The sequence below is a fragment of the Mycobacterium sp. MAA66 genome (assembly GCF_041261665.1).
Taxonomy (GTDB): Bacteria; Actinomycetota; Actinomycetes; order Mycobacteriales; family Mycobacteriaceae; genus Mycobacterium.
Window position 1 is genome coordinate 33,647 of record NZ_JBGCCC010000003.1, and the last position, 19,950, is coordinate 53,596.

At 66.4% G+C, this 19,950-nt stretch carries 19 protein-coding genes and 1 tRNA gene; 8 read left to right on the top strand and 12 right to left on the bottom strand.

Annotated features, from left to right (window positions below; translation table 11 throughout):
- Positions 1-18 precede the first annotated feature (18 nt).
- Together ABIA30_RS12370 and ABIA30_RS12375 are read left to right on the top strand one after the other, a co-directional pair.
- Complete coding sequence (locus ABIA30_RS12370; RefSeq protein ID WP_370065630.1) at positions 19-447, top strand: hypothetical protein; 429 nt, start codon at positions 19-21, stop codon at positions 445-447.
- Between the two features lie 248 nt (positions 448-695).
- The gene (locus tag ABIA30_RS12375; protein WP_370065632.1) at positions 696-965 is read left to right on the top strand and encodes a hypothetical protein; all 270 of its coding nucleotides are present in this window, start codon (positions 696-698) and stop codon (positions 963-965) included.
- Between the two features lie 211 nt (positions 966-1,176).
- On the opposite strand, the gene pth is transcribed toward ABIA30_RS12375, so the two are convergent.
- The 8 genes from pth to ABIA30_RS12415 all read right to left on the bottom strand — a co-directional run bounded on the left by pth (position 1,177) and on the right by ABIA30_RS12415 (position 7,118).
- Positions 1,177-1,752, bottom strand: coding sequence for an aminoacyl-tRNA hydrolase (gene pth / locus ABIA30_RS12380; RefSeq protein ID WP_370065634.1), 576 nt, complete (start codon positions 1,750-1,752; stop codon positions 1,177-1,179).
- A 6-nt stretch (positions 1,753-1,758) separates the two neighbouring features.
- Positions 1,759-2,421, bottom strand: coding sequence for a 50S ribosomal protein L25/general stress protein Ctc (locus ABIA30_RS12385; RefSeq protein WP_370065636.1), 663 nt, complete (start codon positions 2,419-2,421; stop codon positions 1,759-1,761).
- 165 nt (positions 2,422-2,586) lie between these two features.
- Positions 2,587-3,456 (bottom strand): oxidoreductase, encoded by an 870-nt coding sequence (locus tag ABIA30_RS12390; protein WP_370065638.1) that lies wholly within the window; start codon positions 3,454-3,456, stop codon positions 2,587-2,589.
- Positions 3,457-3,511: 55 nt separating this feature from the next.
- A complete protein-coding gene (locus ABIA30_RS12395) occupies positions 3,512-4,126 on the bottom strand; it encodes an LpqN/LpqT family lipoprotein (RefSeq protein ID WP_370065640.1) in 615 nt (204 codons plus the stop codon).
- 20 nt (positions 4,127-4,146) lie between these two features.
- Complete coding sequence (arsC, locus tag ABIA30_RS12400) at positions 4,147-4,488, bottom strand: arsenate reductase (glutaredoxin) (protein ID WP_370065642.1); 342 nt, start codon at positions 4,486-4,488, stop codon at positions 4,147-4,149.
- Complete coding sequence (locus tag ABIA30_RS12405) at positions 4,488-5,468, bottom strand: ribose-phosphate diphosphokinase (protein ID WP_370065644.1); 981 nt, start codon at positions 5,466-5,468, stop codon at positions 4,488-4,490. The genes arsC and ABIA30_RS12405 overlap by 1 nt, the downstream gene beginning before the upstream one ends.
- Positions 5,469-5,558: 90 nt before the next feature.
- The gene (gene glmU, locus ABIA30_RS12410) at positions 5,559-7,007 is read right to left on the bottom strand and encodes a bifunctional UDP-N-acetylglucosamine diphosphorylase/glucosamine-1-phosphate N-acetyltransferase GlmU (RefSeq protein WP_370065646.1); all 1,449 of its coding nucleotides are present in this window, start codon (positions 7,005-7,007) and stop codon (positions 5,559-5,561) included.
- A 39-nt stretch (positions 7,008-7,046) separates the two neighbouring features.
- A tRNA-Gln gene (locus ABIA30_RS12415) sits at positions 7,047-7,118 on the bottom strand.
- 85 nt (positions 7,119-7,203) lie between these two features.
- Between ABIA30_RS12415 and ABIA30_RS12420 the strand changes: the two genes are divergently transcribed.
- Entirely contained in the window at positions 7,204-7,797 is a 594-nt protein-coding gene (locus ABIA30_RS12420; protein ID WP_370066300.1) for a TetR/AcrR family transcriptional regulator, read from the top strand.
- Positions 7,798-7,938: 141 nt separating this feature from the next.
- Here the strand turns inward: ABIA30_RS12420 and ABIA30_RS12425 are convergent, their stop codons facing one another.
- On the bottom strand, positions 7,939-9,147 hold the full coding sequence (locus ABIA30_RS12425) for a diaminopimelate decarboxylase (protein WP_370065648.1): 1,209 nt from the start codon (positions 9,145-9,147) through the stop codon (positions 7,939-7,941).
- A gap of 107 nt (positions 9,148-9,254) precedes the next feature.
- Here ABIA30_RS12425 and mfd point away from each other — a divergent pair, with 107 nt between their 5' ends.
- The 3 genes from mfd (at position 9,255) to ABIA30_RS12440 (ending at position 14,220) form a co-directional block, all read left to right on the top strand.
- Positions 9,255-12,914, top strand: a complete 3,660-nt coding sequence (gene mfd / locus ABIA30_RS12430) for a transcription-repair coupling factor (protein WP_370065650.1) — start codon at positions 9,255-9,257, stop codon at positions 12,912-12,914.
- Positions 12,911-13,852, top strand: coding sequence for a nucleoside triphosphate pyrophosphohydrolase (locus tag ABIA30_RS12435; RefSeq protein WP_370065652.1), 942 nt, complete (start codon positions 12,911-12,913; stop codon positions 13,850-13,852). Before mfd ends, ABIA30_RS12435 begins: the two co-directional genes overlap by 4 nt.
- A gap of 86 nt (positions 13,853-13,938) precedes the next feature.
- Positions 13,939-14,220, top strand: coding sequence for a hypothetical protein (locus ABIA30_RS12440; protein ID WP_370065654.1), 282 nt, complete (start codon positions 13,939-13,941; stop codon positions 14,218-14,220).
- A gap of 54 nt (positions 14,221-14,274) precedes the next feature.
- Here ABIA30_RS12440 and efeB read toward each other — a convergent pair whose 3' ends face one another.
- From efeB to efeU, 3 genes are read right to left on the bottom strand one after another with little or no spacing between them, the layout of a single operon-like run.
- Positions 14,275-15,606: an iron uptake transporter deferrochelatase/peroxidase subunit gene (gene efeB / locus ABIA30_RS12445; RefSeq protein ID WP_370065656.1), complete on the bottom strand. Its 1,332-nt coding sequence runs from the start codon at positions 15,604-15,606 to the stop codon at positions 14,275-14,277.
- Positions 15,587-16,687 carry an iron uptake system protein EfeO gene (gene efeO, locus ABIA30_RS12450; protein WP_370066302.1) on the bottom strand — a complete coding sequence of 367 codons (1,101 nt, stop codon included), beginning with the start codon at positions 16,685-16,687 and terminating at the stop codon, positions 15,587-15,589. The genes efeB and efeO overlap by 20 nt, the downstream gene beginning before the upstream one ends.
- Positions 16,688-16,746: 59 nt before the next feature.
- Positions 16,747-17,658, bottom strand: coding sequence for an iron uptake transporter permease EfeU (gene efeU / locus ABIA30_RS12455; RefSeq protein ID WP_370065658.1), 912 nt, complete (start codon positions 17,656-17,658; stop codon positions 16,747-16,749).
- Between the two features lie 184 nt (positions 17,659-17,842).
- Between efeU and ABIA30_RS12460 the strand changes: the two genes are divergently transcribed.
- Both ABIA30_RS12460 and eno read left to right on the top strand, forming a co-directional pair.
- Positions 17,843-18,568 carry a lytic transglycosylase domain-containing protein gene (locus ABIA30_RS12460; RefSeq protein WP_370065660.1) on the top strand — a complete coding sequence of 242 codons (726 nt, stop codon included), beginning with the start codon at positions 17,843-17,845 and terminating at the stop codon, positions 18,566-18,568.
- A gap of 79 nt (positions 18,569-18,647) precedes the next feature.
- Positions 18,648-19,937, top strand: coding sequence for a phosphopyruvate hydratase (gene eno / locus ABIA30_RS12465; RefSeq protein WP_370065662.1), 1,290 nt, complete (start codon positions 18,648-18,650; stop codon positions 19,935-19,937).
- Positions 19,938-19,950 lie beyond the last annotated feature (13 nt).

Consider the following 19,950-nt stretch of genomic DNA (forward strand, 5'->3'; position numbering starts at 1 on the left):
CATGACGAGAGGATCTGCATGCCCGCCATTCGTTTGGTTACTGCTGTTTCGGCAGTGATCGTTGCCGCTACCTTGTCGACCGGCCCGGCCTGGGCCGGTGGTGAGAACGGCGTTGTCGAGAACCCGGGTGACATTTCCGCGGCCGTTGGTTCCGGTGTCCTGGGTGGTGCCATCGTCGGGTTCACCGCGACCGGCGCCACCAATGAGGAGGCCATGGCGCATGTCGTCGCCGCTTGTCAGCAGGCCGGCGCGGACCAGTGCACGGCGGATGAGGAAACAAACGATCGCCTCTGCATCGTGAATATCGACCACGCTGCGACCGGCGTGGTTGCCGGCGGCGCCGGTGTGACAGTGGACCAGGCGCGTCAGGACGCGTTCAACCGAGCGGCTGCGAACAACACACCGCTGGATCCGGCGGATCCGACGCTGGCCGTGTCCTGCCCCTGATTTCGTCTTATTCGGGCTCCGTCCACGGCGCTATTACCTGGCTATATGGCCATTTACGGTGAGTCATCTATGCCTATTATTTGAATTTGCCATTCATGTGAGACGGATAACAAATACGCTGGTAGATAGCATTTCGGTAGCATTCAGGCCATTTGCATCGGAATTAATCAGGATGAAATTATCTGTTAACATATAGTGGTCTGGACATATGTTCCGACGACTTTTTCCGATTTGAGTGAGGTGGCCACATGATTACTCCCGGCAAGCGCAAGGCGGCCGTCGTCTTGATGGGACTGATCCTGGCCGCCGGCCTCGGAGCTCCCACCGCTGGGGCGCGCGCCACTTGCGAAGACCAGGGCTTGAACGCCATCTGCCAGACCAACGGCAGTGTGTCGATCAAGACCGCGCCCGAGGCTCGTGGGTCCGGACTGCCGGACCCGGCTTCACGGGTGGGTTCGCAGGGCCGGCGGTCCTGCTACACGCAGGCGATGGACCGCGACCACATCTGCAACAACTGACGTACCTGAGGTGACCGGCCCGGCATAGGGCCGCTGCGCTTGAGCAAAGCCGCGTGGACAGGCGATTGGCCTGTCGACGCGGCTTTTCTGCATTCGGGGCCCTGAATCCGGTCACGCCATCTGTGTAACTTGCCCAACAAACGCAAAACTGCCCAATTTCCAACGAAATTGGGCAGTTTAGCCAGGGGTACCGCCCGTCGCGAGGAACGCTCTACCAGGCGTGGACGGTGTTCTGCGCGGCCTCGACACCGTGCTGCAGCAGCAGCTCCGTCGCGTCGGCAGCTTGTTCGAGGATGGTGCCCAACTCGGGCCGTTCCTTGGAATTGAAGTTCTCCAGCACGAACGCCGCCGGATCCTGACGGCCCGGCGGACGCCCCACGCCGATGCGCACCCGCTGAAAGTCCTTGGTACCCAAGGCTGAAGCAATAGAGCGAAGACCGTTGTGGCCGCCCTCGCCGCCGCCGAACTTGAGGCGGATACGCCCGAAGTCGATGTCGAGCTCGTCGTGGATCACCACCACGTCGGCAGGGGCCACCGAATAGAACTTCGCCAAAGGCCCCACGTGCCTACCGGATTCGTTCATGAACGTCCGCGGTTTGGCGAGCACCACGGACCGGCCGCCAAGCCGGCCCGTGGTGACTTCAGCTCCGGATTTCTTGTGCACCTTGAACCCCGCGCCGATGCGATCGGCCAGGATGTCGGCAACCAGAAACCCGACGTTGTGCCGCGTGGTCTCGTAGCGCGGCCCAGGGTTGCCCAGGCCGACCACCAAGAGCGGTTCGGCCAAGGCGAATTACTCCGACTCGGCAGCGGCCTCGTCGGCCGCTCCACCCTCAGCGGCGGCCTCGCCCGAAGCGGCCTCTTCACCGGAGCCACCGGATTCCAGGTCCTCAGCGGTCGGCGCGGCGACGACGTTGACGACGAGCACCTCGGCGTCGGTCACCAGCGTGACGCCCTGGGGCAGCTCGACCTGGCCGGCCAGGATCTGGGTACCGGCCGCGATGCCCTCGACCGACACGGTCAGCGACTCGGGGATCGACTGGACGTCGGCCTCGATCTGGATGGTGTTGGCGTCCTGGGCCACCAGGGTGCCGGACTCGGCGTCGCCCTCGATGACGATGTTCACGTCGACGGTGACCTTCTCGCCACGCTTCACGACGATCAGGTCGGCGTGCTCGATGTTGCGGCGGATCGGGTGAACCACGACCTGCTTGGTCAGCGCCAGCTGCTCCTTGCCGGCGATGGCCAGGGTCAGCACGGCGTTGGTGCCCGAGTTACGCAGCACGGCGGCGAATTCGCGGGCGTTGATCTCCAGGTGCTGCGGGTCGGTGCCGTGGCCGTACAGCACGACGGGCACGCGGCCTTCGCGACGGGCCAGACGCGAAGCGCCCTTGCCGGTCCTGGTGCGGACCTCAGCGGTCAGATTGTTGGTGGTGGAGGCCGCGGTCTTGGCCATATGAATCGCTCCTGATGCCGTTGCTAACTAGGTGGCACGGCCAGGGCTGAGCACATCAGTGCTGAAGTTCCCGTCGATAACGGTGGTCCACCGCGGCGGTGCCGCGAACGTGCAGCGTGGACCAACCCTCGCCGTGATCGTCGACCAGATTAGCCGACAGGCCCCCTAGAGCGGAAATTCAGTGCCGGTGAACTGGGCAGACAGGTCCCACAGGGCGGTCGCGGTGCGTGCCGAACGGGCCGCCGGTGAGGCCAGCTGGGTAGGTCCGGTCGGGCCGCGCATACCGAATCTGGGGCCGACGAACGTGTTGCCGGGCAGATCCTGGGACGCCGCGTACAGCGTCTGGCGGGCACCGAAGGCGGCGTCGGTGGCGATCCTGTTGGCCGCGGTCCAGAACTTGTCGCCCACCGGGTTGCCGGTCTGGCCCTGCAGGTTGGTGGCCGAGTAACCGGGGTGCGCGGTCAACGCCCGCACATCGGAACCGGCCAGCGACAACCGGCGCTGCAGATCCTTGGTGAACAGCAGGTTGGCCAGCTTGGACTGCCCATACGCCAACCACGCGGAGTACGGCCGAGACTTCCAGTTCAGATCCTTGAGGCTGATGTGTCCCAGCAGGTGCATCATCGACGACACTGTGACCACCCGCTCCGTCACCTTGGGCAGCAGCAGATTGGTCAGCGCGAAGTGGCCCAGGTGGTTGGTGCCGATCTGGCTCTCGAAGCCATCGACCGTCTGCGTAAACGGCACCGCCATGATGCCGGCGTTGTTGATCAACACGTCGACCTTGTCGACGCCGCCGGCGAACTCGTCCACCGACTCCAGGCTCTGCAGGTCCAACGGCCGGACCTCGACGCTGCCGGTCATGCCGGCGGCAGCGGCATCGCCCTTGGCGGTGTTGCGGCAGGCCAGGATGACGTGGGCGCCGACGCGGGCCAGCTCGCGTGCGGTGATCTCGCCCAGTCCGCTGTTGGCTCCGGTGACGATGACGGTACGGCCTGCGAACGAGGGCAGATCCGCGGCGGTCCATTCGCTCATGGCCGTGAGCTTAGTGCCGTTTGAGTGCAAGGGGCGGGCGAGCTCAGCGCCGGGATTACTTGACGGAGAAGCCCTTGATGATGGCCTCGATATCAGCGGCCTGATCCTTGGCTTTCTGGGCGAACGTCGTGACGGTCAGCTGGACCAGATACCGAACACCGGGCTTGGGCGGCGTCGGCTGGGCGATGACGATCCGGTTGTAGGACTGCATCCGTTGGCCGTTGAGGTCGTAGCTGCCCTCGATCATCGACGACGGAAAACCCTCGAATTGATCGGTGGATCCGTTGAGCTTCGTGAAATTCTGCGACAGCAGCGCGTCGGCATCGGCGTGCTTGATGGCGTCGTCGACGTTGAAATCACCGGACAGCCGGAACACCATCAGCATCGCGATGGGATAGGTGTCGTTCCTGGCGATCACCACGGTGCCAGGGGAGTAGTTGAGGTTCTTGTACTCGGTCCACCCCGGCGGGCGCGGCAGATTCACCTTCAGGTCGGTGAGTGAACCGGGCACCACCTGCTCGCTCTGCACACCGAGCTTCGCCAGGTAGTCCGGGAAGGGCACCAGCTGACTCTTGTCCACCGCGGTGGTGGTCGGTGCGGTGGACCAAATGGATTGGTAATTGGGCGTTTTGGGTGCGCACGCGGCCAAGGTCAGCACGGCAGCCGTCACGGCACCAACCCGGCGCAGGATCACAGAATCTCGCGGACCGCGTCGATCGGGCGGGCCAGCCGGGTGCCCTTGTCGGTGACCACGAACGGGCGCTCGATCAGGATCGGGTGCTGGGCGAGAGCGTCCAGCAGCTGCCCGTCGGTGGCGTCGGCCAAGCCCAGTTCGGTGTACAGCGACTCACGCTTGCGCACCGCGGCGCGCACGTCGATACCCGCCGCGGAAATCATCTCGACCAGTTCGCCGCGGGTCGGCGGCGTCTTGAGGTACAAGACAATTTCCGGATCAATACCGTTCTCCCGCAACAGATCCAGCGTCTTGCGGGAGGTGGAGCATTTTGGATTGTGAAAGATTCGCGAGGTCACTATGCGGATCCGTCGAAAAGGCCGGTGACCGAGCCGTTTTCGAACACCGCCCGGATCGTCGAGGCCAGCAGCGGCGCGATCGACAGCACGGTCAGCGCGGGGAACTGCTTGTCCGGCGTGATCGGCAGGGTATTGGTGACGATCACCTCGCGGGCGCCGCAGTCGGCCAGGCGCTGAGCGGCCGGGTCGGACAGCACGCCGTGGGTCGCGGCAATGATGACGTCCTTGGCGCCGTCCTCGCGCAGCAGCTTGACCGCGCCGGCGATGGTGCCACCGGTATCGATCATGTCGTCGGTCAGGATGCAGGTCTTGCCCTCCACGTCGCCGACGACGCGGTTGGCCTTGACCTGGTTGGGCACCAGCGGGTCGCGGGTCTTGTGGATGAAGGCCAGCGGCACGCCGCCCAGCGAATCGGCCCACTTCTCGGCGACGCGCACCCGGCCCGAGTCGGGGGAGACCACGACCAGATCGGAGTCGCCGTACTTGTCGGCGATGTAGCCGCACAACAGGGACTGGCCGCGCATGTGATCCACCGGGCCGTCGAAGAAGCCCTGGATCTGGTCGGTGTGCAGGTCGACCGTGACGATGCGATCGGCCCCCGCGGTCTTGTAGAGGTCAGCGACCAGGCGGGCCGAGATGGGCTCGCGGCCGCGGTGCTTCTTGTCCTGCCGGGCGTACGGGTAGAACGGCAGGATCGCGGTGATCCGCTTGGCCGACCCGCGCTTGAGCGCATCGATCATGATGAGCTGTTCCATCAGCCACTGATTCAGCGGTGCCGGGTGGCTCTGCAACACAAAGGCGTCGCAGCCACGCACCGACTCGTCGAAACGGACGAAGATCTCGCCGTTCGCGAAGTCCCGGGCGGTCTGCGCGGTGACCTCGATGCCGAGCTCCTTGGCCACTTGATCGGCCAGTTCGGGGTGTGCGCGCCCCGAGAAGAGCATCAGATTTTTGCGGTTGTCGGTCCAGTCCGTGGCCACTGTGTGCTGCTTTCGCGGTGGGGGATCCTTGCGGGCCAATCCTACTTATCGGTAACCGGTGCGCGTTGCCGGGTTACGCGAAAGCCAACATCAGCCGTCGGATTGGCGGGCTTTGCGGGCTGCTTCTGCGGCCGCGGAGCCGGGTCGTTTGCGCTCCACCCAGCCTTCGATGATCCGTTGGTCGCCGGCCGAGACGGCCAGCGCGCCGGGCGGAACGTCCTCGCGGACCACGGTTCCGGCGCCGGTGTAGGCGCCGTCGCCGACAGTCACCGGGGCGACGAACATGGTGTCCGACCCGGTGCGCACGTACGAACCGATCCGGGTGCGATTCTTGGACTCACCGTCGTAGTTGACGAAGACGCTGGAGGCTCCGATGTTGCTGTAATCGCCGATCTCGGCGTCGCCGACATAGGTCAGGTGCGGCACCTTGGTGCCGGTGCCGATCGTGGAGTTCTTGACCTCGACGAAAGCGCCCAGCTTGCCGTCGGCGCCGAGCTCGGTGCCGGGGCGCAGGTAGCTGAACGGGCCGACCGTGGCGCCGGCACCGATGACGGCCAGCTCACCGTGGGTGCGGATCACCGTGGCGCCGTCGCCGACCTCCGTATCGGTGAGCGTGGTGTCCGGCCCGATGACGCAGTTCGCCCCGATGTCGGTGGCGCCGAGGACCTGGGTGCCCGGCTTGATGACGGTGTCGCGGCCGATGCTCACATCGACGTCGATCCAGGTGGTGGCGGGGTCGATGACGGTGACGCCGGCGCGCTGATGCTTGGCGATGATCCGGCGGTTGAGTACCCCGGCCAGGTCGGACAGTTGCACTCGGTCGTTCACGCCGGAGACCAGTGCGCTGTCGTCGACGTGCTGGGCCCGGACGATCTGTCCGTCGCCGCGCACGATCGAGATGGCGTCGGTCAGATACAGCTCCTGTTGGGCATTGTCCGAACGGAGCCGGCTCAGCGCTGAGCGCAGGGCCGTGGTGTCGAAGGCGTAGACGCCGGCGTTCACCTCGCGGATGGCCCGCTGAGACTCGGTGGCGTCGGCCTGCTCGACGATGCCGATCACTTCGTGGTCCTGGGTGCGCAGGATGCGCCCGTATCCGGTGGGGTTGTCCACGGTGGTGGTCAGCACAGTGGCGGCCGCGGTCGCGGCGGCGTGGGTATCGACCAGGTCGGCCAGGGTGTCGGCGTCCAGCAGCGGGACGTCGCCTGCGGTGACGACGACGGTGCCGGCGAAATCGTCGGGCAGGGCGGACAGTCCGCAGCCGACGGCGTGCCCGGTACCGAGTTGTTCTTCCTGGATGGCGACGGTGACCGTGCGGCCGAGGCCGTCGGCGATCTCATGCACCGCCGCGGTGACCCGCTCGCGTTCCTTGCCGACCACTACCACCAGGTGCGCCGGGTCCACCCTGGTCACCGCGTGCAGTGCGTGTGCCAGCATGCTGCGTCCGGCCAGGGTGTGCAGGACCTTGGGGACGTCCGAGCTCATCCGGGTGCCGGATCCGGCCGCCAGGATGATGACGGCCGCTTCGCCTCGTGTGGTCACGTGTGCCTCTCTCGTCACCGTTCAAGGGCATTCGTCTTGCTCCGTCGCCAGGACTCGAACCTGAACTATCTGAACCAAAATCAGAGGTGCTGCCGATTACACCACGACGGATTACTCGTCAAAGACTGTAGTGCAAGCCGATACGCTGGCTTCCATGGCCGCGTCGGAGAACGGGGCCCGCAACCCGCGGGCCCGCATGACCGGCGGCGAACGCCGCCAGCAGTTGATCGAGATCGCCAAATCGCTGTTCGCCGAACGCGGATATGACGCCACCTCCGTCGAGGAGATCGCTCAGCGGGCGAATGTTTCCAAGCCGGTGGTGTACGAGCATTTCGGCGGCAAAGAAGGCCTGTACGCCGTCGTGGTCGACCGCGAGATGTCCGCGCTGCTCGACGGCATCACCTCATCGCTGACCAACAACCGGTCGCGGGTTCGGGTCGAGCGGGTGGCGCTGGCATTGCTGACCTATGTCGAGGAGCGCACCGACGGGTTCCGCATCCTGATCCGCGACTCTCCCGCGTCCATCGCCTCGGGCACGTATTCGAGCCTGCTCAACGACGCCGTCAGCCAGGTGGCCTCGATCCTGGCCGGTGACTTCGCCCGCCGCGGGCTGGACCCCGAACTGGCGCCGCTGTACGCCCAGGCCTGCGTCGGGTCGGTGTCCATGGCCGCGCAGTGGTGGCTGGACGTGCGTGAGCCCAAGAAAGAAGTGGTGGCTGCACATCTGGTCAACCTGGTCTGGAACGGACTGACCCACCTGGAATCCGACCCGGAGCTGCACGAGGGGTAGCGCCTGCCCATGGCGAGAGTCCGGCAACGTGTCCGGCTGGAAGCCGTCAACAAATGTTGACAATGTCAGCACTTGTTGACGACCTCAGGTCGCATGACCCGGGGATGGTGAGGTTTCAGGCATAGCCGAGGCGGCGCCAACCTAGCCGCAGTCGCGTAACAGCAGATCGGCCACGTTCTCGCGCCGCACCAAGGCCCGCGCCTGCCGGTCGCATACCGCGACCACCGGTGGACGGGTCGTCGTCGCGTAGTTGGGGTTCTGGTAGGCGCCACTGCAGGCCACCGCGAGCAGATCGCCGGGGTGCAGATCGGCCGGCAAGGCGATGTCCTCGGCAATCGTCTGGTTGTCGCGGCCGGTCACGGTGGAGCGGCAGGTCGGGCCGAGGGGATGCCGATTGGCAAGAGCCACGGGGGGTTTCATGTCGCCGCTCACATTGCCGTCGGTGGCCACGAGCACGTGCCCGTCGGTCCGGGTGGTCAGCGACTGCACCCGCAACACCGTCACACCGGCCCGGGCGCTGATCGCCCGTCCCGGCTCGATGACCAGCCGGGGCCGCGGAAATCGTTCGGCTGCGCAGGCCGCGTCCAGCGCGTCCTCCAAGAAGTCGGCCAGCTCGTCGGGGTCCAGCTCGATCGCTTCCCCGCCGCCGATGTTCAGTTCGGTCAGCACCACCCCGTGGGCTGAGCGGATGTCGGCCATGGTGGCGACCAGGCGTCGCACGGCGTCGACGTACACCTCGGGATCGGCGATCTGCGAACCCAGACCGCAGTACAACCCGGCCACCTGCATGGTCGGGACGGCCAGCGCCCGCTGCACGGTCGGCGCCACGTCCACCCCGGGTGTCACCCGCAGCAGCACCGACTGGGTGGTGCGCGTGAGCCCGGCCAGATAGGCGATTTCGATCGGCGAGTCCACTACCACCCGGCCGATGCCGGCTTGGACCGCCAGCGCCAGTTCGTCGGCGCATTTCGCGCGTCCGTGCAGCACGATCCGTGCCGGATCCATGCCGCCGGCCAGTGCCAGGGCCAGTTCCGCAGCCGAGCAGACCGCCATGCCCAGTCCGGCGTCGTGGACCCAGCGGGCCACCGTGGTGGTCAGCAGTGACCGCGCTCCGTAGGCGACCTCGACGCCACGTAGCGCAGTGCGGTACTGCTGCGCGCGATGGCGGAAGTCGGCCTCGTCGAGAATGCAGGCGGGCGTGCCGAATTGGTCGGCGACATCGGTCAGCGCGACCGATCCGACGCAGAGCCGTCCCAACTCGTCGACGTGTGTGGTCAGCGGCCAGATCGTGGTGTCGATGCGGGGATGGGTGACCGAACGTAAGGACGGCAATATGTCGAGCAATGTCATGCCTTCACCCTGCGCTCGCAGTTGACCGGTGAGCACGGCGTTGACGATCCCTTGATGGGACGGCGGCCAATCTTGACGAAGTCCTGCGAACTACAATCGGCGACATCATGACCTCCCCGGGGCACCAACCAGTTCAGACCCCGCTGGCGGGGCTCATCCAACTCGCACTGACAGATCCTGGCCTGCAGGAATTGACCCGTCACGCTGCCGACGGCGGCGCCGGGCAGGCGCTGGTGGGTCCGTCCAACGCCCGGTTGCCGGTGGCTGCGGCCCTGGCCGCGGCCGGCCCGGTGCTGGTGGTCACTGCCACTGGCCGGGAAGCCGAGGATCTGACCGCCGAACTGCGGGCCGTGCACGGCGCTGCCGTGGCGGTGTTTCCGTCCTGGGAGACGTTGCCGCACGAGCGGCTCTCGCCCGGCGTCGATACGGTCGGTGCGCGGTTGACCGTGCTGCGTCGACTGGCCCTGCCCGAGGACTCCCGTCTCGGTCCGCCGCTGCGAGTGGTGGTCACCACGGCCCGCTCGCTGCTGCAACCGCTGGCCGGTGGCGTGGACATCGACCCGGTGACCCTGTCGGTCGGCGCCGAGGCGGACTTCGAATCGACCGTCGAGCGGCTGGTCGAATTGGCGTATACGCGGGTCGACATGGTCGGCAAACGCGGCGAATTCGCGGTCCGCGGCGGCATTCTCGACGTGTTCACCCCGACCGCCGAACATCCGGTGCGGGTCGAGTTCTGGGGTGACGAGGTCTCCGAGATGCGGATGTTCTCGGTGGCCGACCAGCGTTCGATCCCGGAGATCGAGGTCGCGGCCGTGATCGCGGTGCCGTGTCGAGAGTTGTTGCTGACCAACGAGGTTCGCCAGCGGGCGGCGGCATTGGCCGCCGATATGGGACCGGTGCCCGCGGCTGAATCTCAGGTGACCGGCAGCGTTCGCGACATGCTGACCAAACTCGCCGAGGGCATCCCCGTCGACGGCATGGAGGCACTGCTGCCGGTGTTGCGCCCCGGTGACCTGGCGCTGCTGACCGACCGTCTGCCCGACAGTTCACCTGTGCTGATCTGCGACCCGGAGAAGGTTCGCACCCGCGCCGCCGACCTGCTCAAGACCGGCCAGGAATTCCTGGAGGCATCGTGGTCGGTGGCGGCTCTGGGCGGCAATGCGCCGATCGACGTTGAGGCCCTTGGTGGTTCAGGTTTCCGTGGGTTCACCGAAGTGCGTGAGGCCGCTGCGGCGGCCGGACATCCGTGGTGGACCCTGAGTCAGCTCGCGACCGAATCCGGCACCGAGGTGGACGTACGACCGGCGCCGTCGGCTCGCTCTCAGCAGAGCCTGGACGAGATCTTCGCCATGCTGCGCGCCCACCTGGCGACCGGTGGCCTGGCCGCCGTGGTGACCCCGGGCACCGGAACCGCGCACCGGGTCGTCGAACAGCTCTGCGAATCTGATGTTGCGGCAACGATGTTGGAGCCGGGCGCGGTGCCGACGGTCGGTGTCGTCGGCGTACTCAAGGGTCCGCTGCACGACGGCATGGTGCTGCCGGGCGTCAACCTGGTGGTCATCACCGAGACTGATCTGACCGGCAACCGTGCCACCGCTACCGAGGGCAAAAGGCTTGCGGCCAAACGGCGTAACGTCGTCGATCCGCTGGCGTTGACCGCCGGCGACCTGGTGGTGCACGACCAGCACGGCATCGGCAAGTTCGTCGAGATGACCGAGCGCGTGGTCGGTGGCGCCCGCCGCGAATACCTGGTGCTGGAGTACGCGTCAGCCAAGCGCGGTGGCGGTTCGGACCGGTTGTACGTGCCGATGGACTCGCTGGACCAATTGTCCCGCTATGTCGGTGGTCAGGAACCCACCCTCAGTCGTCTCGGTGGCAGTGACTGGACCAACACGAAGACCAAGGCGCGCAAGGCCGTTCGTGAGATCGCCTCGGAGTTGGTGGCGCTGTACGCCAAACGGCAGTCGGCACCCGGGCACGCGTTCGCCCCGGACACCCCGTGGCAGGCCGAGATGGAGGACGCGTTCGGTTTCACCGAGACCATGGATCAGCTGACGGCGATCACCGAGGTCAAATCCGATATGGAGAAACCGGTTCCGATGGACCGGGTGATCTGTGGCGACGTCGGCTACGGCAAGACCGAGATCGCGGTGCGCGCGGCGTTCAAAGCGGTGCAGGACGGCAAGCAGGTCGCGGTGCTGGTTCCCACCACCCTGCTTGCCGATCAGCACCTGCAGACCTTCGCCGCTCGGATGGCCGGGTTCCCGGTCACCGTCAAAGGATTGTCGCGATTCACCGATCCCACTGAATCACGCGCTGTGATAGAGGGTTTGAAGGACGGCTCGGTCGACGTGGTGATCGGTACCCACCGGCTGCTGCAGACCGCCGTCACCTGGAAAGATCTGGGCCTGGTGATCGTCGACGAGGAGCAGCGCTTCGGCGTCGAGCACAAGGAACACATCAAGTCGATGCGCACCCACGTCGACGTGCTGACCATGAGTGCCACGCCGATCCCCCGCACGCTGGAGATGAGCTTGGCCGGCATCCGGGAGATGTCGACCATCCTGACGCCGCCCGAGGAACGGTTCCCGGTGCTGACTTACGTTGGGCCGCATGATGACAAGCAGGTCGCGGCGGCGCTGCGGCGTGAGCTGCTCCGCGACGGGCAGGCCTTCTACATCCACAACCGGGTGAAGTCGATCGACAACGCGGCCGCGCGGGTACGACAGCTGGTGCCCGAGGCCCGGGTGGTGGTGGCGCACGGGCAGATGCCCGAGGAACTGCTGGAACGTACCGTCGAAGGTTTCTGGAACCGGGAATTCGACATCCTGGTGTGTACCACCATCGTCGAGACCGGCCTTGATATTTCGAATGCCAACACGCTGATCGTCGAGCGAGCCGACACCTTCGGCCTGTCGCAGTTGCACCAGCTGCGGGGCCGGGTGGGCCGCAGCCGGGAACGTGGATACGCGTATTTCCTTTATCCGCCTGAGGTTCCGCTCACCGAGACCGCGCATGACCGCCTCGCCACCATCGCGCAGAACAACGATCTGGGCGCCGGGATGGCCGTCGCGATGAAGGACCTCGAGATCCGCGGCGCCGGTAACGTGCTCGGCGTCGAGCAGTCCGGGCACGTCGCCGGGGTCGGCTTCGATCTGTACGTGCGGCTGGTCGGTGAAGCCGTGGAGGCATACCGGGCGGCGGTCGACGGGAAAACCATTGCGGCCGTGGAAGAACCGAAGGAGGTTCGGGTCGATCTGCCGATCGATGCGCACCTGCCGCCGGACTACATCGGTAGCGATCGACTGCGCCTGGAGGCCTACCGCCGCCTGGCCGCGGCCGCCGATGACGCCGCGGTGGCGTCCGTGGTCGAAGAACTGGTCGACCGCTACGGCCCGCTGCCCGAGCCGGCTCAGCGTCTGCTGGCGGTGGCCCGGCTGCGGCTGCTGTGTCGGCGCTACGGCGTCACCGAGGTCAGCGCCATCTCCGACTCGACCATTCGGGTGGCGCCGTTGACGTTGCAGGACTCCGGGCAGCTGCGGCTCAAGCGGATGTATCCCGGCGCGGCGTACCGCGCGACCACCTCGACGGTGCAGATACCGATTCCGCGGGCCGGCGCCAATGTCGGAGCTCCACGGATCCGCGATCTGGAACTGGCCCGCGCCGTGGCCGGGCTGTTGCTGACACTTGATGGGCGTCCGGCCAGCGAAATTGATATAACCGACCTGGGAGGTGGCGCCGTGAGCGGGGCTGGGCAGTCGCTATGACCGTGATCCTGGTCGACCCACGCCGTCCCGCACTGGTACCCATCGACGCCTTGGGCCTGCTGGCCGGCGATGTGCAGTACACCGAAGAGCTTCCGGTGAAGGTGCTGTGGTCATTGCCGTCGGCGCGTGCGGCGTACGGCGGTGAGCCGGCTGATGTGCTGCTGTCCTCAGACCCGACGCACCCCGAAGTGCAGTCGCGGCTGGCCGCCGGCGAGAAGCTGATCTCAGCCGGCGACGCGCCTGCGGGGGAGCGGCTGATCGACGCTGTGGCGGTGATGGACCGGCTGCGCACCGATGGGCCGTGGGAGGGCGAGCAGACCCACGACTCGTTGCGGCGGTATCTGTTGGAAGAGACCTACGAGCTGTTCGATGCGATCCGCGGGGGCGATGCCGACGAGGTGCGCGACGAGCTCGGTGATGTGTTGCTACAGGTGCTTTTTCACGCGCGGGTCGCCGAAGAGGCACCTCTGCATCCCTTCGGCATCGACGATGTCGCCGAGGCGCTGATCCGCAAGTTGGGCAACCGGCTGCCGGCCGTCCTTGCCGGCGAGTCGATTTCGCTTGAGGACCAGATCGCCGAGTGGGACCGGCGCAAAGCCCTGGAGAAGGCGTCCCGGGCGTCGTGCGTGGACGAGGTACCGACCGCGCAGCCGGCGCTGGCGCTGGCGCAGAAGCTGCTTGATCGGGTGCGTGCTGCTGGGGTGCCCGCCGATCTGGTGCCCGCGGAGCTGACGTCGGTGACGCTGACCGTCGGTTCTGATGCCGAAAGTGCTTTGCGCGCAGTGGCATTGCACTTCATGGATACCGTGCGTGCGGCCGAGGGTGCGGTGGCCGCGGCCCGCGGTACCGAGCTGCCGGCCGAATTGGGTACCGCGGCTCTGGGCGAAGTATCCGAACAAGAGTGGCGGGAACACTGGCCCGCCGAAGGGGCTGACTGACCGATTCTTGGGATCGGTAGCGGACCGCTGCCGGTGTGATTGCTCCAACGACGTCGATCAGGCGGCGTCCGACGAGAGGAATCACCGTGAAGATCGTGCCCGCAGTCTTGGAGCAGCACATCAACCGCTTTGACCGCCAGCAGAGCCGGATCATCGCGATCAGCAGTGGGCTGCTCGCACTGTGGTCGGCGTACCGGGTGGCATGGGCGCTCTACTTGAGCGTCGCCTACGACTTCTTGTTCGGGACCTTGGTCATTCAGGTCGCGATCTGGGGTGTCATCGGTGCCGTCGCGGCGATTTCTGCGTTCGCGTTCTACACCCACTCCACCAAGGCGCCGGGTTCGCCCGAGCGAACCGAGTCTCAGTAGTACCCGCACCCACAGTTTGCGGCCCGGACGTGTGTTCGGGCCGCAAAGTGTGACTCAGGCGAACAGGCTTGAGCCCCAGTAGTCCGACGTGCCCTCTCCGACCCCGGGCGGGCAGGCGAAAATGCCGCTGCCGGTGTGGGTGATGTACTCGTTGAGGGCGTCGTGCATGGACAACTGCTGTTGCATCGGGATGAACTGGGTGGCCGGGTTACGCACGAATGCGATGAAGAACAGGCCCGCGTCGAGGTGCCCGAAACCGTCTGAACCGTCGGTGAAGTTGTATCCGCGACGCAGGATCTGCACCCCGTTGTTGTGCTCGGGGGAGGCCAGTCGTACGTGTGCGTCGACGTCGATCATCGGGTCGCCGTCGGCGCCCTTGCTCTGGAAATCGAGCGGCGCGAACTCGTCGGTGTATCCGTTGGGGGCACCGCTGCCCTTCTGTCGTCCGATCACCCGCTCTTGCTCCATGAGCGTTGTGCGGTCCCAGGGTTCGATGAGCATGCGGATCCGGCGGTTGATCAGATAGCTGCCACCGGTCAGCCAGTCCGGCCCGTCGCCGCTGCCCACCCACACGTGGTTGTCGATGGCCGCGGTGTCCTCGGCCTTCAGATTCGCCGTTCCGTCCTTGAACCCGAACAGGTTCCGCGGCGTGGCCTGGTCTCGGGTGGTCGACGAGGTACGCCCGAACCCCAGTTGGGAGTAGCGCACCGCGACGGTACCGAAACCGACGCGGGCCAGGTTGCGGATCGCGTGGACCGCCACCTGAGGATCGTTGGCGCAGGCCTGCACGACGATGTCGCCACCGCAGCGCGCCGGGTCGAGCTTCTCGTGGCGGAACTTGGGCAGGTCGACCAGGTGCGCCGGGGCGCTGGACGCGATGCCGAACCGGTCCACCCCGTCCTTGCGGAAGAAGCCTGACCCGAATCCGATGGTCAGCGTCAGCGCTGAAGCCGGGAGGCCAAGTGCCTCACCGGTATCCGAGGGCGGCGAATAAGGGTTGAGGCCCAGCGCACCGTGCTCGACGGCCTCCTGGCCCTGCGTCATCCGCTCGGCCATCTGCGTCCACTGCTTGAGCATCGCGACCACTGCATCGCGGCGGTCGGTGGTGACGTCGAAAGCGGCGAAATGCATGCGGTCCTGGGCGGCGGTGACGATGCCCGCCTGGTGCCGCCCGCGGAACGGCACGGGCTTGTGAAAGCCGGGGTCGACGCCGGCGGCCGCGGACCGGCCGGCCATGGCGCCCGCCGAGGCCGCGCCGACAACCGCGGCCGTCACACCGGCGGCGCCGAACAGCTTGCGCCGCGACAGGCCGGGACGTACCGACTCGGCCGGTGCGGACTCGGGGTCGGTGGGCGCCGGGGTCTCGCTACCGCTGGGCGATGACACCCTGCACCTGGCTGACTTCCTTGCTCAGTGCGTCGATCGCCTGCGAAAGGGCTTGGCGCTCAGGCTCGGTGACCTTGTCATACGAAACGAAACCGTCGCCTTGGCGGTACTTGTCCAGCAGGCTCTGCACGGTGGCGAAGGCCGCGTCGACACGCGCGCCCAGGGCTTTGTCGCGCGCGTCGAGGATCGGTCGCACCGAGCCGACCGCGGTCCGCGAGCCATCCACGTTGGCCTGGAAGTCCCACAAGTCGGTGTGGCTGAAGATGTCTTCTTCACCGCTGATCTTGGTCTTGGCGATCTCGTCGAGAAGTCCCTGGGCGCCGCCGGCGATGTGGGTCGGGTCGATCGTCCACTTGGGATCCTTCACGCCGGCGTCGAGTTCCTTGACGTCGGCGACCAGCTGGTCGCCGATTGCGTTGGTGTCGGGCTGCAGCCCGGTCACCCAGAGGTCCTTCTCCAGGCGGTGGAAGCCGGTCCATTTCTGGCCGGCCTGCAGGTCGGCTTCGCGCAGGTCGATGCGGGGGTCCAAGTCGTCGGGGAACGACTCTGCCACCGGCTCGATGCGCTCGTAGTAGGTCCGGGCCTTCGGGTATTCCGTTTTGGCTCCGGCGATGTCACCCTTCTTCACGGCGTCGGTGAAAGCCGTTGTGGCGGTGATTAACTCGTTGAGCTGGCTGATGACGTAGTTCTTGTAGCCGTCGGCGGCCTGCTTGAACCTGGCGTCGGTGCCGACGTTGACGGCGTTGCCGGTGACGGTGAAGTTGCCGCGGATGCCGTCGCCGATCATGCCCGGCTTGCAAGCGGTGACGTAGGTGCCGGGTTCGCCCAGCTGCACGATCAGCTTGCGCTGCAGGCCGGGGGAGATGTTCTCCACCTCGCCCAGCACCCGGTCGCCGGCGCCGTAGACGTAGAACTCCGTGACCTTCGAGCCGTTGTTCGTGATGACGAAGGTGCTGGGCCCGGTGTTGGCCTGTGCCACCGACAGTTTGCAGCCGTTGTCGGAGGCGTCCACCGTGATCGCGTCGGCCTGGCCCTTGTCGCCGGCCGAATTGGCAGACTCCTTCGGGGCGCAGGCCGTCATGGCCGTCCCGGCCAGTACGGCGGCGAGAACTGCCGTGCCGGCGTTCAGTGCGTGGAGCTTCACGTGGTGGACCTTTCCGGGGTTGACGCCGTATCGGCAGGACTTGCTTGGGCTACTGGTTTGTTCGGCCGCAGGAACAGTGCGAGTACGACGACGATGCAGGTCAGCCACGCCGCGAACTGCAGCACGGTAGGCGTCGGGGTGAGGTTGAGGACGCCGCGGATGACCTCGCCGTACCAGGCCGACCAGTTGAAGGCGCCGGTGACGTCAAAGGCTTTGGTGCCCAGGCCGGGCAGCCACCCGACGGTCTGCAATGCGCCGATTCCGTACGACAGGATCCCGGCGGCGACGACGATCAGGAACACCCCGGTATAGGAGAAGAACTTGGCGAGGTTGATGCGGACCGCTCCGGCGTACATGCCGTAGGCGATCGCGCTGGCGATCACCACGCCGACGAGCAGTCCGACCAGCGGCCATGCCGTTGCCGCCTCGGCGTAGCCGACCATGAACAGGGCGGTTTCCACGCCTTCGCGTCCGACGGCCAGGAAAGCCAGGCTGGCCACGGCCCAGCCGCCGCTTTGCAGTGCCCGGTCCATGCCGGTGCGCAATTCACCGGAGATGGAGGCGGCGGCCTGCTTCATCCACAGCACCATGGTGATCACGATGGCGACCGCGATCAGGGAGGAGACCCCGGCGATCGCTTCGGCGGCCAGCCCGGAGACCGTGTTCTCACTGAACTGAATGGTCAGGAATACGCCGACGGTCATGGTGATGGCGGCGCCGACACCCAGCCAGACCCATTTGAGTGCGTCGCGCCGCTCGGACTTGACCAGGAAGGCGATCAGTATTGTGACGACAATCGCGGTCTCAAGGCCTTCGCGTAGCCCGATGAGCATGCTGCCGAAAAGCTGTGAGGAAATATCTGAGCTCGCGGCCATGATCGACACCGAGATCGGGAAAGCGGTGCTCATCGGTGGTCCTTAGTTCTACTTAATATTCAGCTCAGGGTTGCCTTGCCAAAGCAAGGTAAGGCCACCTTAACAGCGGATCTTGAGGTTGGACACAGGATGGTCGCAGGCGCGGACTCGCGTGCCGGGACCAGTCCGCGCGGCATGCGACGATGGTTTTCGAGAAGTAGTGGGTGTGGGGAGTCCGGTGGCGAGAGTGCGTTGGCTGAGGGCTGTTGCGGTTATCGCCGCGGCAGCCCTGCTTTTGGCCTCGAGCTGTTCGTGGACCAGCGGCACCTTGCGGGGTGTGCCGCCGCCGGCCGGCGCCCCGGTCCCGAAGATCAGCACCCACGTCAAAGGACGCGGCGCTGAACAACTGCGGGATTGGGCCCAGCAGATCGCACCCGGTACCGGTATCCCGCTGCTGGCGCTGGAGGCATACGCATACGCCGCTCGCGTGGCCGAGGTGGAGAACCCCAACTGCCACATCGCCTGGACCACGCTGGCCGGCATCGGCATGGTGGAGAGCCATCACGGCACCTATCACGGTGCCAAGATCTGGCCCAACGGTGACGTCACGCCACCGATCCGCGGGGTACCGCTGGACGGCACCATGAACAACCTGCGGATTCCGGACAGCGACGACAGCAAGCTCGACACCGATGATGCAGTCGTCCGGGCAATGGGGCCCATGCAGTTCATCCCGGACACCTGGAAGTTGTACGGCGTGGACGCCAACAACACCGGCCTGCCCAGCCCGGACAACATCGACGATGCGGCGCTGTCGGCGGCCGGATATCTGTGTTACCGGGGAAAGAACCTGGCCACCGTGCACGGCTGGATGGAGGCGCTGCGGGCCTACAACATGTCCGATGACTACGCGCGGGCCGTTCGGGACTGGGCCACCGCGTATGCCGATGGCCGGCACCTGTAGGAGCTTGCGAACGTCGCTGCGCCGCACCGTTTAGGCTGATGGGCGTTCGCACGAGACCGTGACGCAAGGGAGACCGCAAGTGCCAATCATCGAACAGGTCGGAGCCCGCGAGATTCTCGATTCCCGGGGCAATCCGACGGTCGAGGTCGAGGTCGCTCTGACGGACGGGACTTTCGCTCGCGCAGCGGTTCCTTCGGGTGCTTCCACCGGTGAGCACGAGGCCGTGGAGCTGCGTGACGGTGGCGATCGGTACGGCGGCAAGGGCGTCGAGAAGGCCGTGGAGGCCGTGCTCGACGAGATCGCCCCCGCGGTGATCGGCCAGGCAGCCGACGACCAGCGGATCATCGACCAGGCGCTGCTCGACCTGGACGGCACCCCGGACAAGTCGCGCCTCGGCGCCAACGCGATCCTCGGTGTGTCCCTCGCCGTGGCCAAGGCGGCGGCCGACAGCGCTGCGCTGCCCCTGTTCCGGTACCTCGGCGGCCCGAACGCCCACATCCTTCCCGTGCCGATGATGAACATCCTCAACGGTGGCGCACACGCCGACACCGGTGTCGATGTCCAGGAGTTCATGGTCGCCCCGATCGGCGCACCGACATTCAAGGAATCGCTGCGCTGGGGCGCCGAGGTCTACCACTCGCTCAAGAGCGTGCTCAAGAAGCAGGGCCTGTCCACCGGCCTCGGCGACGAGGGCGGTTTCGCCCCGGACGTGGCCGGCACCAAGGCAGCGCTGGACCTGATCAGCATCGCGATCGACGCGACCGGCCTGAAGCTCGGCAGCGATGTGGCCCTGGCTCTCGATGTGGCCGCCACCGAGTTCTACACGGACGGAAAGGGTTACGCCTTCGAGAAGGAGACCCGTACCGCCGAGCAGATGGCTGAGTTCTACGCCTCGCTGCTGGATGCCTACCCGCTGGTCTCCATCGAGGATCCGCTGTCCGAGGACGACTGGGACGGGTGGGTGTCCCTGACCACCGCCATCGGTGACCGCGTCCAGCTGGTCGGTGATGACCTGTTCGTCACCAACCCGGAGCGGCTGGAAGAGGGCATCGAGCGTGGCGCAGCCAACGCGCTGCTGGTGAAGGTGAACCAGATCGGCACGCTGACCGAGACGTTGGACGCCGTTGCGCTGGCACACAACGCCGGCTACAAGTCGATGATGAGCCACCGCAGTGGCGAGACCGAGGACACCACCATCGCCGACCTGGCCGTGGCCTGCAGCTGTGGACAGATCAAGACCGGTGCCCCGGCCCGCAGCGAGCGCGTCGCCAAGTACAACCAGCTGCTGCGCATCGAGGAGGCCCTGGGTGATGCCGGGCGGTACGCGGGCGACCTGGCCTTCCCGCGTTTTGTCGTGGAATCCAAGTAATTTCTCGATTCTG